14 protein-coding genes are annotated in these 15588 nt (G+C 53.9%); 7 read left to right on the top strand and 7 right to left on the bottom strand.

The genetic code is table 11. From position 1 onward, the window contains the following. The first annotated feature begins 4 nt into the window (after positions 1-4). Genes EGY08_RS20355 through EGY08_RS20365 form a run of 3 tightly spaced genes read left to right on the top strand, consistent with a single transcriptional unit; the run spans position 5 to position 4142 of the window. On the top strand, positions 5-2491 hold the full coding sequence (locus EGY08_RS20355) for a fimbria/pilus outer membrane usher protein (protein WP_123828848.1): 2487 nt from the start codon (positions 5-7) through the stop codon (positions 2489-2491). Next, on the top strand, positions 2482-3477 hold the full coding sequence (locus EGY08_RS20360) for a fimbrial protein (RefSeq protein WP_004124708.1): 996 nt from the start codon (positions 2482-2484) through the stop codon (positions 3475-3477). The genes EGY08_RS20355 and EGY08_RS20360 overlap by 10 nt, the downstream gene beginning before the upstream one ends. 14 nt (positions 3478-3491) lie before the next feature. After that, on the top strand, positions 3492-4142 hold the full coding sequence (locus tag EGY08_RS20365) for a fimbrial protein (protein WP_004124696.1): 651 nt from the start codon (positions 3492-3494) through the stop codon (positions 4140-4142). A gap of 57 nt (positions 4143-4199) precedes the next feature. Here the strand turns inward: EGY08_RS20365 and EGY08_RS20370 are convergent, their stop codons facing one another. The 6 genes from EGY08_RS20370 to EGY08_RS20395 form a co-directional block, all read right to left on the bottom strand. After that, a complete protein-coding gene (locus tag EGY08_RS20370; protein ID WP_004124691.1) occupies positions 4200-4916 on the bottom strand; it encodes an EAL domain-containing protein in 717 nt (238 codons plus the stop codon). A 137-nt stretch (positions 4917-5053) separates the two neighbouring features. Beyond that, positions 5054-5638: a helix-turn-helix transcriptional regulator gene (locus EGY08_RS20375; RefSeq protein ID WP_004124688.1), complete on the bottom strand. Its 585-nt coding sequence runs from the start codon at positions 5636-5638 to the stop codon at positions 5054-5056. 4 nt (positions 5639-5642) lie between these two features. Further along, positions 5643-6344: a flagellar brake protein gene (locus tag EGY08_RS20380; RefSeq protein ID WP_004124685.1), complete on the bottom strand. Its 702-nt coding sequence runs from the start codon at positions 6342-6344 to the stop codon at positions 5643-5645. A gap of 388 nt (positions 6345-6732) precedes the next feature. Beyond that, entirely contained in the window at positions 6733-7605 is an 873-nt protein-coding gene (locus EGY08_RS20385; protein ID WP_049114628.1) for an aldo/keto reductase family oxidoreductase, read from the bottom strand. Between the two features lie 116 nt (positions 7606-7721). Continuing rightward, positions 7722-8951, bottom strand: coding sequence for an amino acid permease (locus tag EGY08_RS20390; protein ID WP_004124679.1), 1230 nt, complete (start codon positions 8949-8951; stop codon positions 7722-7724). 110 nt (positions 8952-9061) lie between these two features. Beyond that, complete coding sequence (locus EGY08_RS20395) at positions 9062-9550, bottom strand: multidrug/biocide efflux PACE transporter (protein WP_004124676.1); 489 nt, start codon at positions 9548-9550, stop codon at positions 9062-9064. Positions 9551-9646: 96 nt separating this feature from the next. Here EGY08_RS20395 and EGY08_RS20400 point away from each other — a divergent pair, with 96 nt between their 5' ends. The 3 genes from EGY08_RS20400 to EGY08_RS20410 all read left to right on the top strand — a co-directional run bounded on the left by EGY08_RS20400 (position 9647) and on the right by EGY08_RS20410 (position 12765). After that, positions 9647-10519 carry a LysR family transcriptional regulator gene (locus tag EGY08_RS20400; protein ID WP_004124673.1) on the top strand — a complete coding sequence of 291 codons (873 nt, stop codon included), beginning with the start codon at positions 9647-9649 and terminating at the stop codon, positions 10517-10519. Between the two features lie 130 nt (positions 10520-10649). Beyond that, complete coding sequence (locus EGY08_RS20405) at positions 10650-11825, top strand: acetyl-CoA C-acetyltransferase (protein ID WP_004124670.1); 1176 nt, start codon at positions 10650-10652, stop codon at positions 11823-11825. Between the two features lie 244 nt (positions 11826-12069). Continuing rightward, a complete protein-coding gene (locus tag EGY08_RS20410; RefSeq protein WP_004124666.1) occupies positions 12070-12765 on the top strand; it encodes a porin in 696 nt (231 codons plus the stop codon). 223 nt (positions 12766-12988) lie between these two features. Here EGY08_RS20410 and EGY08_RS20415 read toward each other — a convergent pair whose 3' ends face one another. Continuing rightward, a complete protein-coding gene (locus EGY08_RS20415) occupies positions 12989-14164 on the bottom strand; it encodes an oligogalacturonate lyase family protein (RefSeq protein WP_004124664.1) in 1176 nt (391 codons plus the stop codon). Between the two features lie 543 nt (positions 14165-14707). Here EGY08_RS20415 and kduD point away from each other — a divergent pair. Then, complete coding sequence (gene kduD / locus EGY08_RS20420; protein ID WP_123828849.1) at positions 14708-15469, top strand: 2-dehydro-3-deoxy-D-gluconate 5-dehydrogenase KduD; 762 nt, start codon at positions 14708-14710, stop codon at positions 15467-15469. Positions 15470-15588 lie beyond the last annotated feature (119 nt).

The following is a 15588-nucleotide window of genomic DNA, read 5'->3' on the forward strand; positions in this document are numbered from 1 at the left end:
GATCATGAAGCAGAGGTCAATCTGCCCGGGAAGATTAAGCACGGCTATCGCGGTTGCGCTGTGCTGCTTTCCGCCATTTTCCAGCGGACAGGAAAACCCGGGAACGATCTATCAATTTAACGATGGTTTTATCGTCGGCAGTCGCGAAAAGGTCGACCTGTCGCGTTTCTCGACCAGCGCGATTAGCGAAGGCGTCTATTCCCTTGATGTGTATACCAACGGCGAGTGGAAAGGGCGCTACGATCTGAAAATCACCGCCGATAAAGATGGCAAAATGGGCATCTGCTACACCAAAGCGATGCTGATGCAATATGGGATCTCGCCGGAAAAGTTTAACCCGCAGCTCAGCGAAAAAGAGGGCTTCTGCGGACGCCTACAGGAGTGGCGCAACGAGGCAAACGTCAAAGACACGCTGATTCAGTCCTCCCTGAGACTGGATATTGCCGTACCGCAAATCTACGAAGATCAGCGCCTGAAAAACTTTGTCAGCCCGGAATTCTGGGATAAAGGCGTTGCGGCGCTGAATTTAGGCTGGATGGCCAACGCCTGGAACAGCCATATCTCCTCGGCCAACGGCTCCGATAACAGTAGCGCGTATCTTGGCGTTAACGCGGGTCTGTCGTGGGATGGCTGGTTGCTCAAGCATATCGGTAACCTGAACTGGCAGCAGCAGCAGGGGAAAGCGCACTGGAACAGCAACCAGACCTACCTGCAGCGGCCTATCCCGCAGATTAATTCGATAGTCAGCGGCGGGCAGATTTTTACCAACGGCGAGTTCTTTGACACCATCGGCCTGCGCGGGATCAATCTGGCGACCGATGACAATATGTTCCCGGACGGCATGCGCTCCTACGCCCCTGAAATTCGCGGCGTGGCGCAAAGCAACGCCCTGGTGACGGTGCGCCAGGGCAGCAATATTATCTATCAGACCACGGTGCCGCCGGGGCCGTTTACCCTGCAGGATGTATATCCTTCCGGCTACGGTAGCGACCTTGAAGTGTCGGTTAAAGAGGCCGATGGCTCGGTCGAGGTATTCAGTGTGCCTTACGCCTCGGTGGCGCAGCTGCTGCGTCCGGGGATGACCCGCTATGCGCTCTCTGCCGGTAAAGTCGACGATAGCTCGCTGCGTAATAAACCGATGCTCTACCAGGGAACCTGGCAGCACGGTATCAATAACCTGTTCACCGGCTATACCGGCGTCACCGGATTTGATGACTATCAGGCGTTCCTGCTGGGGACCGGGATGAACACCGGCATCGGCGCGCTGTCATTCGACGTTACCCATTCGCGGCTGAAGAGCGAGACCCTCGACGAGCACGGCCAGAGCTATCGCGCCACCTTTAACCGCATGTTTACCGAAACCCAGACCAGCATCGTGCTGGCGGCGTATCGCTACTCCACCAAAGGCTACTACAACCTGAACGACGCTCTGTACGCCGTCGATCAGGAGAAGAACTACAGCAGCAACTACACCGTATGGCGGCAGAAAAACGGCATGACGTTTACCGTCAACCAGAACCTGCCGGACGGCTGGGGCGGCTTTTACCTGAGCGGTCGGGTAGCGGATTACTGGAACCGTTCGGGGACGGAAAAGCAGTATCAGTTTAGTTACAACAACATGTACGGTCGGCTCTCGTGGTCGGTCAGCGCCCAGCGCGTCTATACCCCGGATAGTTCCGGCCACCGCCGCGACGATCGCGTTTCTCTCAACTTTAGCTACCCGCTGTGGTTCGGTGAAAACCGCACCGCTAACCTGACATCGAATACCGCGTTTAACAATTCGCGTTTCGCCAGCTCGCAGATTGGCGTCAACGGTTCGCTGGATAGCGAAAACAACCTTAACTACGGCGTGTCGACGACCACCGCCACTGGCGGCCAGCACGATGTGGCGCTGAACGGCAGTTACCGTACCCCGTGGACGACGCTGAACGGCAGCTATAGTCAGGGCGAAGGCTATCGCCAGAGCGGCGTGGGCGCCAGCGGGACGCTAATCGCGCATCAGCACGGCGTCGTATTCTCGCCGGAAACCGGCACCACTATGGCGCTGATCGAAGCGAAAGATGCCGCGGGCGCGATGTTGCCCGGTTCGCCGGGGACCCGTATCGATAGCAACGGCTACGCCATTCTGCCGTATCTGCGGCCTTACCGGATTAACGCCGTTGAGATTGACCCGAAAGGCAGCAACGACGATGTCGCCTTCGGCAGTACCGTGGCGCAGGTTGTGCCGTGGGAAGGTAGCGTGGTCAAGGTCTCCTTCGATACCACGCTGCAGAACAACATCACTCTGCGGGCGCGCCAGGCAAACGGCCTGCCGCTACCGTTCGCCGCGACAATTTACACCCCTTCCGGGAAAGAGATCGGCGTGGTGGGGCAGGGCAGCATGATGTTTATCAGCGACGCCAGCGCGCCGAAGGCCACGGTTAAGTGGAGCGGCGGACAGTGCTCGGTGGAATTAAGTCAGAAAAAAACAAAGGAAACGCTATGTCGCTAATGAAAAAACTGACGCTTTTTATTGGCTTAATGGCGATGGGGACTACGTCGGCGTGGGCGTACTGTACGCGCCTGTCGCAGCCGACGGTAAGCCTCGACATGGTAGTGGGCCGGGTGGTGGTTCCACCGGATCTGCCGGTAGGGTCGGTGATCGTTTCCCGCGACTGGACAATGTCGGCGCCGGGCGGGGCCAGCTATAGCTGTAGCAGCGGCACTAACCGCTTTGTGGCCAAAATCGTCGCCCCCGGGGCGACCGATCTGGGCAATAAAATTTATTCCACCAACGTGCCAGGTATCGGCCTGCGGTTTAGCCGCGGCGGGGCGACGGTCAATATCATCTATCCTGACACTTTCTCCAGCTACGTTAGCAGGACCACAAACTATTCGCTGGAGGGTTCCCGCTTTACGCTGGAGGTGATTAAAACCGCGAGCGTGACCGGCAGCGGTACCCTGGCGGCAGGTAAGTACACCTCTTATGACTGGGAGAACGGCAATAACCCGATCCTCGAAACCCGTCTGAGCGCCAACGCCATCACCGTGGTATCGCCCTCATGTACTATCCTGAGCGGCAAAAACATGAACGTCGATGTCGGCACCATCAAGCGCAGCGATCTCAATGGCGTCGGCACCACCGCGGGCGGGAAGGATTTTAATATTGAGCTGCAGTGCAGCGGCGGGCTAAGCGAGTCGGGATACGCCAATATCCAGACCTCTTTCTCCGGCACGTTGGCCACTGGCACCACGGTGAGCCGGGGCGCATTGCTGAACGAAAAATCCGGCTCCTCGCTGGCGAAAGGGATTGGTATCCAGGTCCTCAAAGAGGGCGTACCGCTGGAATTCAACAAGAAATACAGCGTGGGTACGCTGCGCACGCAAGAAACGCGATACATCACCCTGCCTCTGCACGCGCGTTTCTATCAATATGCGCCGACCACCAGTACCGGTGAGGTGGAGTCGCACATGATCTTTAACCTGACGTACGATTAATTCGGGAGGCGGGTATGCGTGATTCAGCACAATTGAAAAATAGCAAACGACTCATTCAGCTGGCCCTGATAAGCGGGATGCTGATTGCCTCCCCTGCGTCGGCTTTTGAGACCAACTACGATCGGGGACGGGTGGATTTTGCCGGACGGGTCACCGATATTTCATGCAGCGTGGCCCTAAACGGCGGCAACAACGCCGGGAGCGGCAGCGTCTGGCTGGCGCCGGTCAGCCTGGCGGAAGTCCACGAGCGCGGCGCCGGGGCATTTATGAAACCGCAGCCCTTCACGCTGGAGCTCTCGAACTGCCAGCTGCGGCACGACGGCGGCGCGGCGGATAAAAACGAGATCCGCCTGGTTAACGTGCGCTGGGTTGACGGATTTACGGTCAATGCGGTCAGCAATGAGAATGCTGGTTATCTGAGGAATACGCGGGCGGACGGCGCCAGCCATATTTTCCTCGCGCTGTCGACCAATGACAATAATACGCTGGATAAAAGCAATAAAATTGTTCCCGCCGACCCCTTACAAAACCGGGTACCGCTGGTAGAAAAAGCGGTGGATGGCGGCGTATTTACCTATTACATTGGCTACGTTACGCCAGCGCCGGAAAAAGCAACCAGCGGTCCGTTGACCAGCTGGGCGACCTGGGAACTTGTTTACAATTGAAGGGTTGATGGCCTTGCGCAAATGTTACAATTGATGCCGGAATCATCCGGCATTTATTTAAACGGTGAGATCTTCTTTGACCAGCTGTTCAATGCTGACTTCCTTCCAGTAGTGTCCCTGAATAGCAAACCACTCCATTCCCTGTAACCACGCCTTATGCGCTTCGCTTTCTACGCCTTCAATAATCACATTATGGTGATTGCGGGTAAGGAAGGTGACCAGTGCATCCATTAACGGCCGGCCGGAATCTTTTTGCATTAAAAGCCAGAAGAAGTCTTTATCGATTTTGACATAATCGAAATGATAGTCGCGAATGGCGCTAATACCGGCGTTGCCAGAACCGAAATCATCGAGCCAGAGCGTGGTGCTTTGCGGGTTGCTCCAGGTAGCGAGCGCCTTATTTAATAATTTATTTGAGTTCTCGGTAACTTCAAAATGGACGCAGCCGATATGGTTGACGAGCGCTTTAATCTCCGGGCGTAGCAATACGTTAAGTATATGGTCATCAACGTTGATCGTCGCCGAGATGCCATTTTGCTTAAACCACTGTTTATGTTTTTCAATGAGCGCCAGCTGTTCCATAAAAATGCTTTCACGTAATCCGGTATTGGCGTAGCGAAAGAAGTATTCCGGCGATATGGACATGCGGTCAAAGCGGCTCAGGCACTCCACGGCGACGAGCGTACCTTCTGGGGAAAACATTTTTTGAAAGACATAACGAACGGATATATCGCTACGTGATAAATTATGATCAGAAAAAAGAGTTGCGTTCATTATCTCTCGTCAAAATAAGGTCAGAGGTAAAGAGAGGTGGATATTATAGGTGACCTTTCTGCCGGTGGGAATGATTATTAATGGCTTGTTGCCAATAAATTATCGGCTTTTGATTGGTCACCCACATATTTTTAGTTTCAACACTGATACATATTGACTATGCTTTTGTTCATTATCCGCGAACTATTCATTCCTAGTTTTTTCATAATATGTACCTTATGACTGTGAACCGTTTTATGATCAATGTCGAGAAGCACCGCAATCCTTTTATTGTTATTGCAGGCAATAATTAACTCCAGCACCTGAAGCTCCCTGGCAGTGAGCTTTCTGCGGGTACATAGACCCTGGCAGCCCTCGGCGGTTAAGGGCCTGCTGAGGATGGCTGAGTAGGCTGACAAAGAGGATTTTTCTGTAAGAATCAATAGGTTTTCCAGATCAAGCAGTTCCCGGTACAGGCTGGAGAGCTCGCTTTTGACTATCAGAACCAGCATGGCGCAATGCGCGAGGCGATTGCGCAAAGTGTTCAGTAAGTCAACCGTTGTGGCCGCTGAGATATCTTTATGGATGATATTGATAATAACGGTCGCTGTCGGGGAAGCGCAGACTCCTTTCACGATATCCTGAAAGTTCAGGGTCGTGATGTCAGTGGCGTGATCGATCAAGTAATCATGAACTGATTGTCCGATGATATTATCATCGGTGTAAAGCAATATACTGTCCAATGGTTCAGACTCTCTTTTTTCTCTTGGCTTCCATAATCAAGTCGAGCAGCACTTTCTCTATTCTCTTCTTGTTATCAAGATGACGAAATTTGAACTGGCAAGAAATTTGGTAGTAGCTATCCGACTTTTCGTTATCATCTAAAGTCACCATGACAACGTTTTTTATAACTAAATCGACGGTAACTTCGCCATATTCAGCGAGGGCCAGTATGGCGTTCTTAAGGATGGCGTTATGGCTGAGGAATTTCAGATTGGGACTCTTGGTCATCAGCGCACAACCGCCATCCGAAATGTCTTTGATTTCGAATAGATAATTTTCTCCATTTTTATGCCGACCGTGACAGAAGAATTCGTGCTCGTGGCGCAAACGGAATCGGGGATCGCGCCGACGTTGTACCACCTGGATACATTCCGGCAAGGTAAAAGCGACCTTGTGGCATTTTCCTTCGCCGCTGGCGTAGCTTTTCTTTAGCGTGGAGCAAAACTCGATTTTTCCTGAATCGCTATGCAGAATAAATTTAACTTTATGCCCGGTGGGGATTTTGCTGGTGGTTAAGATATGAAACTCGGCAAAATCCACCCGCGTTAGCTGGGTAATAGTGCTTTTGTTATTAACAAAAACTTCTATCTCCGCCTGCTTTCGGAGCTCTTCCCTGAAAATAGCAATGATTTCATACTTACTGGTCTTTATCGTTCCCTCTGTCATGTGCAATCCTTGTAAATTGTTATTGTGTGTGGTTGATTTTTTATATAGCAATGCAAACATTCTGATTGTGTTAACCAGATGTTTTTATGAGCGTTTGATGTTGTTAGCTATCTTTGCAGCTAAATTGATTTGTATAAACTTTGAATGAGATATTGTTTTTCCTGTAATCAAGACTCCGAAATTTTTGGTGAGACAAAAACGACAGAAGCCTCCAATTAGGAGGCCAGTCGGAAAAGTATAAAGCTATGCTTTGCATAGGGTTATCCGTAAGAGAATAAAGCAGATAACCCCTAATTTGTAGGATGTATAGTGCCAGCGGCGTTAAGGTAATTCCAGGCAAATATTGGGATGAAGGCTTCTGCGAATATTCATCCGCAGAAGCCTGAAATCAGGCGTGGGGTTGGAGATTATCGAGAATGGTTAGCGCTTCAGGCGGAAGCGTTAATTGCGCGGCGGCGAGATTTTCATGCAGATGCGCTAGCGAAGAGGTACCCGGAATGAGCAGAATATTCGGCGAGCGCTGAAGCAGCCATGCCAGCGCCACCTGCATCGGGGTCGCGTCCAGCGAAGCGGCGACATCGTTAAGCTCCCGGGCCTGTAGCGGCGTAAAGCCGCCGAGCGGGAAAAAGGGCACCCAGGCGATATGCTGCGCCGCCAGTTCGTCGATAAGCGGGTCATCCTGACGGTTCGCCACGTTGTACTGGTTCTGAACGCAGACGATGGGCGTCATTTTTTGCGCATCGCTCACCTGTCTGGCGGTAACGTTGCTCAGCCCGATATGGCGAATCAACCCGCGTTCTTTAAGCTCCAGCAGGGTGGTTAAGGGCTCCTCCAGCGAACCTTCTACCGGACCGTGAGTGCCGAGCATACTGCGCAGATTCACCACCTCAAGCACGTCGAGACCCAGATTGCGCAGATTATCTTCCACCGCCTGAGTGAGCTCCGCGGGAGACATCGCGGGGAGCCAGTTGCCTTTTTCATCGCGGCGAGCGCTGACTTTGGTCACGATGCACAGATCGTCGGAATAGGGATGTAGCGCCTGGCGAATGAGCTGATTCGTGACGTGCGGGCCATAAAAATCGGAGGTATCGATATGATTGACGCCCGACTCGACCGCTTCCTGCAGTACGCGGATAGCGGTTTGCGGATCTTTTGGCGGCCCAAAGACGCCGGGCCCCGCAAGCTGCATCGCCCCGTATCCCAGACGATAAACCTGACGATCGCCTAACGTCGCGGTACCGGATAATTTTACGCTGGACATATAAACCCCTGCTCTAATGGTATGCAAAGGATCAGTGTATGTCCGTCAGGGAGATTGGGGGGATGAGAATGTTGGCAGAACGTGCGGCGAGCAAGAAACTCGCCGCAGAGCAAGGATCAGCTAAAAAACATCACTGATACGCAGAGCAAACCGACAACCAGGGTAATGAAGTTACCCACCGAGCGGTAGGGCTTCAGCGCCGGAATAAGGTACGTGGAGAGGGTCGGCATGATGAACAGGATCATCGCAATAAGCGGGCCGCTAATGGCGTAAATCATTGAAATAGCGTTGGGATTGATAAAGCACACCACGAAGGTCAGCGTCGATACCAGCAGGATCGACATCGCCCGGTTGAACGCGCGGCTCTTGCGAATACCCGCCTGAGCGAGAGACGTTTTGACGATTTCGCTGGCCCCTTCAATCACGCCAAAATAGGTACCCAGGAACGATTTCGACATCGCCACCACCGCCACAATAATCCCGGTGACCGCCAGCCACGCCGGTGACCCCGGCATCATCGACAGGGCGGAAAGAATGGTGACCCCTTGATTGCGCGCGGTTTCGATATAGCCCGCTGGTATCGACAGCAGGCAGCTGAAGACGAAAAACAGCACGCTGGCGCAGATGAGGGTGTAGGCCACCTTCATGATTTTTTTGCATTTACCCATGGCCAGCTCGCCGTATTTTTCCTGCTGATCGATAGCAAAAGTCGAGATGATTGGCGTATGGCTAAAAGCGAAAACCATCACGGGAATGGAGATCCAGATTTGGTGGAACGTGTGCGGGGTCAGCTGCATCTGGCTGGTCAGGTAAGCCGGCTGCCAGCTACCCATTAAATAGATGGAGAGGAACAGAAAACAGGCGATCAGCGGGAAGACTAAAAAGCCCATCACCTTAATGGTGACGTGGCGGCCCATTAAAAAGATCAGATTCAGCACCAGCACAACGGCCAGGCTGAGCAGCGCCCGTACCTGGGAGGTGATGGGGACATGTCGGGATAGCTGCTCCGCGAGCGAGTTAGTAATGGCGACCGCGTAGATCAGCACGACCACGAAAAAGGCGAGGAAATAGAGGCCGGTAATCAGGTTGCCGATCTTTTTACCGTAGTAGTGGTTAACGGCGCCGGTAATCCCCTCGCCCGGGGCGATGTTGGCGGAGAGAATAAACTGGCTCAGCGCTTTATGCGGCCAGTAGGTCAACGGCCAGGCGACCAGCGCGGTGATGAAAAGAACAATGGCGCCCGCGGATCCCAGTTGGATCGGCAAGAATAACGTGCCAGCGCCTACAGCAGTGCCATATAAGGCGAAACTCCAGAGAGTTTCTTCTTTAGACCAAATTTTAGACATTATGCGACTTTATCAACCAGAAAACGAACAAAAAGGAGTGCAATTTATCACATTTATGAATGGGCTGCGGCGATAGTTTCTGGCTAATAAGTGAAGCGGCGGAGCGCCCGTCAATCGATCGGGCGATCCGTGCAGGATGAGCGGCGAGCGGCGATTCGCTGCAGGCGAACCTTCATCACGCGCTCGCGCAGCGTATCCCAGGCCCAGTTGAAGGCCATGGTGTAGGGCAGGAAGAACAGCATGAAGCCGATTTCCAGCATAAACGCCTGCATCAGCGAGACGCCCAGCACCAGCGCGACCATGGTGACGCCAATAAGAATAAAGCCTGACTCAAAGCCGATCGCGTGCAGCGCGCGGACCCGCAGGTTGCGGACGACACGGGAAACCGGCCACAGGCGGTCAAACAGGGCGTTATAGATAATGTTCCAGACCATCGCCAGCGTCGCGAGCAGGATACTGAGCCCGCCCATTTCGACTACCGAACGCTGCATTAGCCATGCGGCGGTCGGGGCGAGGATCAGCGTCGCCAGACCTTCAAAGCTGATAGCGTGAATGACCCGTTCCGTCAGCGTTTTGCGCTGGGCGTTAACTTGTTGCATGGCTTGTTGCCTCCGGACTTTATAAGAAATTACCCGGCATTTTATGGATAAATATGATAAACAAAAGATAGTATCCATCGATAAAGTAGATAGTTCATGCGCTATTCTCCCGAAGCTTTAACCGCTTTTGTCGAATCCGTGGCCTGCGGTTCGTTCTCTGGCGCGGCGCGGCGGCTGCGTAAAAGCCAGTCCACCATCAGTACCGCAATCGCCAATCTGGAGGCCGATCTTGGCGTCACGCTGTTCGATCGCACCTCCAGGCAACCGACGCTGACGCCGCAGGGCGAACAGGTGTTGAGTTATGTGAAAGCGATTCTGGCGGCCAGCGACAGGCTGGATGAACTGGCCATTTCGCTGTCTGGCAACACCGAAGCGCGCCTGACCTTTGTGCTCTCCGATACGCTGCATCCCGATGTGCTTGAAGATCTGCTGGCGCAGTTCGATCGCCGTTTTCCGCATACCGAATTTGAGTGCCTGATTGGCGAAGATGACGATGTTATCGATCTGCTGCAAAAAGAGCGGGCGCAGGTGGGGCTGATTGAGGCCAGGGACAGCTATCCGACAGAGATAGGCAGTATCCGCCTGCCGATGCAAACCGAAATGGCTATCTTCGTGGCGCCCCGGCATCCGCTGGCGGCCCAGGGGAGAGTCACCCGTGACGAGCTGTTCAGCTGGCGCGAGCTGCGCCTGAGCACCTATCTGGACAATTCGGCGGAACCGGCGCGCGGTCTGGTCTGGTCGGCGCCAAACTATCTGCTGCTGTTCAGCATGGCGGCTCAGGGGCTGGGGTGGTGTATTTTACCCAGCGCGCTGGTGGAGGAGTTTGCCGGGAGCGGAAGCCTGGTGGCGCTGGATATTGCCGGCTGGCCGCGGATGATCTCTACCGATTTGCTGTGGAATAAAAAAGCGCCGCCGGGCGAAGCCGGAAGCTGGTTGCGTCAGCATCTGCAGGGACATGGGCGCAAATAGGGGCCATTTATGCCATCGTCGACGATCTTTGTGATTTCCCTCACTTTTTTTAAACAATTGCGAAATTTTTTGATAACAATTCACTACTATGATGCTGTTTCTTTGCGCAGAGGCGGAGCAGAGGTAGAGGATGAAAGATGTCGTAATCGTCGGCGCGTTGCGAACGCCAATCGGCTGTTTTCAGGGCACGCTATCGCGTCATTCTGCGGTGGAGCTGGGCAGCGTTGTGGTAAAGGCGTTAGTGGAGCGCAGCGGCGTCGATCCGCAGAGTATTGATGAGGTGATCCTCGGCCAGGTTCTGACGGCAGGAACCGGACAGAATCCGGCACGTCAGTCGGCGATACGTGGCGGGCTGCCTAATACTGTTTCTGCCATTACCATCAACGACGTCTGCGGTTCCGGGCTGAAGGCACTGCACCTGGCAACCCAGGCGATTCAGTGCGGCGAAGCGGACGTGGTGATCGCCGGAGGGCAGGAGAATATGAGCCGCGCCCCGCATGTGCTGACCGATAGCCGGACCGGCGCGCAGCTGGGTAACAGCCAGCTTATCGACAGCCTGGTCCATGATGGCCTGTGGGATGCGTTTAATGACTACCATATGGGCGTGACGGCGGAGAACCTGGCGCGCGAGTACGGTATTAGCCGTGAATTGCAGGACGCGTGGGCGCTTAGCTCGCAGCACAAAGCGCGGCGAGCGATTGACTCCGGCCGCTTTCGCGATGAAATCGTTCCGGTGACCAGCGAACTCAACGGTATTCCGCGGCTGGTGGATACCGATGAGCAGCCGCGCGTTGACCCCAGCGCTGAAGCGCTGGCCAGTCTGCTGCCGACTTTTGACCAGCAGGGCTCGGTCACCGCGGGCAACGCGTCGAGCATTAACGACGGCGCGGCGGCGGTGATGATGATGAGCGAGACTAAAGCCGAGGCGCTGGGGCTGCCGATACTGGCGCGGATCCGCGCCTTTGCCAGCGTTGGCGTCGATCCGGCGCTAATGGGCATCGCCCCGGTCCATGCTACCCGCCGCTGCCTTGAGCGAGCGGGCTGGAAGCTGGATGAAGTCGATCTGATTGAAGCCAACGAAGCCTTTGCCGCCCAGGCCATTTCGGTGGGTAGGGTGCTGGAATGGGACGAGCGGCGGGTGAACGTCAACGGCGGCGCTATTGCGCTGGGCCATCCGATCGGCGCTTCCGGCTGCCGGATCCTGGTTTCCCTGGTGCATGAAATGATCAAACGCGACGCCCGTAAAGGGCTTGCCACGCTGTGTATCGGCGGCGGTCAGGGCGTGGCGCTGGCGGTGGAACGTTAATAAGTCTTTTCTAATATGCGTTAACTGAGCCTCCCTGTGGAGGCTTTTTTTTTCTTCCCACCAGGCGTTTCCCTCCCAAAAAACTCCTTTTTGACGCGCGATTTTGGTGAGCGTTGTCACGTCTTTTTGTGCCACCTTTTTTGAAACAAATATTTACGATCGCGATCACTAAAACATTATTGCCTAAAAAATAAAATACGGTTTTATAAAAACGAAACGATATTTTAATTATGAGGGGTAATTTATGTTCGCAAGATCTCTGGCCCTTGCTGCACTCTGTGGCATGTCCTTCGCGGCTTCAGCTGTCACGGTAGATTTACGTCACGAATTCATTGATGGCGGGAAAACGGATAAGAGTAACGCCGACCGCGTTTCCGTCTCCCACCGTTTCGCTAACGGCTTCGGCTTCTCCGTTGAGGCGAAGTGGAAATCGGGCGGCGAGAACACCAGCCAGCCTTATTCCGATTTCGTCGGCAATGGTCATGAAGAGAGCATTAGCTGGCAGTGGAAAGCGGACAAAAACTTCTCGGTCACGCCGGGGTTCAATATTGAAAGTAACGATAGCCGCTCGATCTACAAGCCAAACCTGCGCGTGCAGTACAGCTTTGATAATGGCTTCTACGTTGCTGCCCGCTATCGTTATGACTATACCCGCTACCCGGCGAATGCAGGGAAAGACGATGACAAAGTTAACCGTGGCGATGCGTGGGCCGGTTACGTCTTCGGCGACTGGCGTACGGAGCTGAACTACGTTTACGCGCGCAGTAGCGAAGGAGTTAAGCGCAACGACAACAAACCGTACTCGCAGGAGTACAACCTCAAGGTTGCCTATAAGCTGGATAAAAACTGGGCGCCGTACGGCGAGCTCGGCAACGTCGGCGTCAACGATCGCAGCGACCGCCAGACCCGCTTCCGCGTAGGTGTCGCCTACTCGTTCTAAATTAAAAAATGTCTTCATCGTTTACCCCGGAGCGGTCAGCCGGGGTTTTCTGTTGGTATGAATCCCTCTTCCCGGAGGCGGCGCAGCGCGCCCCAGCTACACGTCATGTAGCCCGGATAAGCGCAGCGCAATCCGGGGCAAACGTAAACGTCGGGCATAAAAAAGCCCTCCGAAAGGAGGGCAAGGCCAGTTACAGAAACACTAACTCAAACAGTGGCTAACGCTATGCCTTCAGCATCTCAGGCTGCGGCGGCAGCTTCGCGATATAAACGGCAGGTTTGCCGTCTTTATCGGAGCTGAACAAAATGGCGCTATCGTCCGGCGTAAAGGACGGGTGCGGGTGGGTCACCTGGCGACTATTGGCCACCGTTGCCCAGGAGGTATCGTGCCGCGCGACGCGGAAATAGGCCTGCTTCGCGACATCGAAAGCGTACAGATACGGGTCGTTATCAATGGTGTAGCCGCTGGTGTCTTTGACGTCCACCGGGGTGCCGGAGCCATCGCCAACCAGCATCGTGCCGTCAAAGTTACTCATCAGATGCGAGCAGGCAGGCATCTGCATCACCGCTTCATTGACGCCGGTATCCGGGTTGAAGCTATAAATTGTTCGACCCTGCTGGCCCTTCAGATAAGAGACGTACACCAGCGCGGAGCCGTTCGGAACCCAGAATTCGTGAGTGCAGCTTTCGCCTTCCGCATGCGCTTTAACTTTACGCACGTTGCTGCCGTCTTCATTCACCATCCACATCCGCGCATCGACCAGGTCGTGCGGGCCTTCATGGCAGAAGGCGACGGTATTGTCATCGAACGGACGATAAATCGGATGGCCTAGCCATTTCTTCTCTTCGTGGATCACGCTGCTTTCGCCGGTTTGCAGGTCGACGCGCAGCAGGCGGCAGCGGGGGCCTTTGTGAAAGAAATCGTGGAAAATCTGCCAGTCGTTAAGCGGCGTCCAGTCGCTTTTGGCAATCTCAATGCCAACCAGTTTGGTGCAATCGCTGTTGGCCACCCAGGTGCCGTAGCCAACCCAGTCATCGGCAACGCGATAAACTTCGCGCTCTTGCAGCGTCGTGAGGTTAACTTCCAGCAGCGTCCGGTCGTTCTTCACGTAATAAAGGGATTTATCATCCGGGGAAAGGAAACCGCCAAATGTGTTATCACCAGCGCCTTCCGTTAGCTGCACCGCCTCGGCTTTTGCGAGGTCCAGCAGATAGTAGTTCCAGTTACCGTCGAACTCGCCGGCGAACAGCAAATGGCTGCCATCGTTAAAAAAACACTTCTGATAGAAATAGTTACGATGACAGGTCACTTCTGGTGGGGTTAAACGGGTGATCTCCGCGCCGGTGTCCGGATCGCGGCTGACGTCATAATTCAGTTTAACCCGCATGCCTTTAGCCATGATGTACTCCTTTTCCTTCCTGAGATGTCGCCCGCCTGCGTTGACCGGCCAGTGGAAGTAGATTTAAAAGATGGGTGTTAATTTATCAAAACATCGTTTCATTATTTGTGATGGCGGACGCAATTCGCAACAACTTCTTGCTGCAGATCGCGTTTTTTTGCTTTACGTGCGGCAGGTATCCCGGCGGTCTTTGTTTTCTTGTCGATTTTTTTCGATCCCTGGTCTTTTTTTAAAGTTCATTTTAACTAGCTGTATTTTAAAGAATTAAATAAATATTTCCGGATCAATTCTCCGGCGCTTCGTGATCTGTTTTGCATTTTTAACATTTAGCAGTCTTAAAATTGAAACGATGTTTTAATAATAATTGAAAATGACTTTAGCCGGGGATAAGATGTGCTCACAGTAAAACGGAACTCTGTTTTATTTTTAGAAGGGTCAATCCCTGAGAGTTCTTCAAACCATAAGGGTCTGCACAAGCAGCAGGCTGGACTATCAGAACCTTGCCTGTACCTACACAGGCTCTGAAAGATTAAGGAACCAAGTATGATTCTCGACGCATTCTCCCTGCAGGGCAAAGTAGCCGTGGTCAGCGGCTGTGATACGGGTCTGGGCCAGGGTATGGCGGTTGGCCTCGCGGAAGCCGGCTGCGATATCGTGGGTATCAATATTGTTGAACCGACGGAAACCATTGAGCGCGTTACGGCGCTGGGCCCACGTTTTCTCAGCCTGACCGCCGATCTGCGCCAGATTGACGGCATTCCACAACTGCTGGAGCGTGCGGTAGCGGAGTTCGGTCATATCGATATTTTGGTTAACAATGCCGGTCTGATCCGTCGCGAAGACGCGATTGAATTCAGCGAGAAAAACTGGGACGACGTGATGAACCTGAATATTAAGAGCGTGTTCTTTATGTCTCAGGCGGCGGCGAAACACTTTATCGCTCAGGGTACCGGCGGCAAGATTATCAATATCGCCTCGATGCTCTCTTTCCAGGGCGGGATCCGCGTACCGTCCTACACGGCGTCAAAAAGCGCGGTGATGGGCGTGACCCGTCTGCTGGCGAACGAGTGGGCCAAGCACGGCATCAACGTCAATGCGCTGGCGCCGGGCTATATGGCGACCAACAATACCCAGCAGCTGCGCGCCGACGAACAGCGCAGCAGCGAGATCCTCGACCGTATCCCGGCGGGACGCTGGGGCCTGCCAAGCGACCTGATGGGGCCGGTGGTCTTCCTGGCTTCCAGCGCTTCTGACTACATCAACGGCTACACCGTGGCGGTGGATGGCGGCTGGCTGGCGCGCTAATATTTGCCGCGTTATCAGCGCAAAATGGAACCCTGCTTCGGCAGGGTTTTTTTATGGCTGAATAACAATTGTCCATATGATGAAATTGAAATAGTCCATATGGTTTACTTGTTTCTCAG

Source organism: Klebsiella sp. FDAARGOS_511, from assembly GCF_003812845.1.
Lineage (GTDB): Bacteria > Pseudomonadota > Gammaproteobacteria > Enterobacterales > Enterobacteriaceae > Klebsiella > Klebsiella grimontii.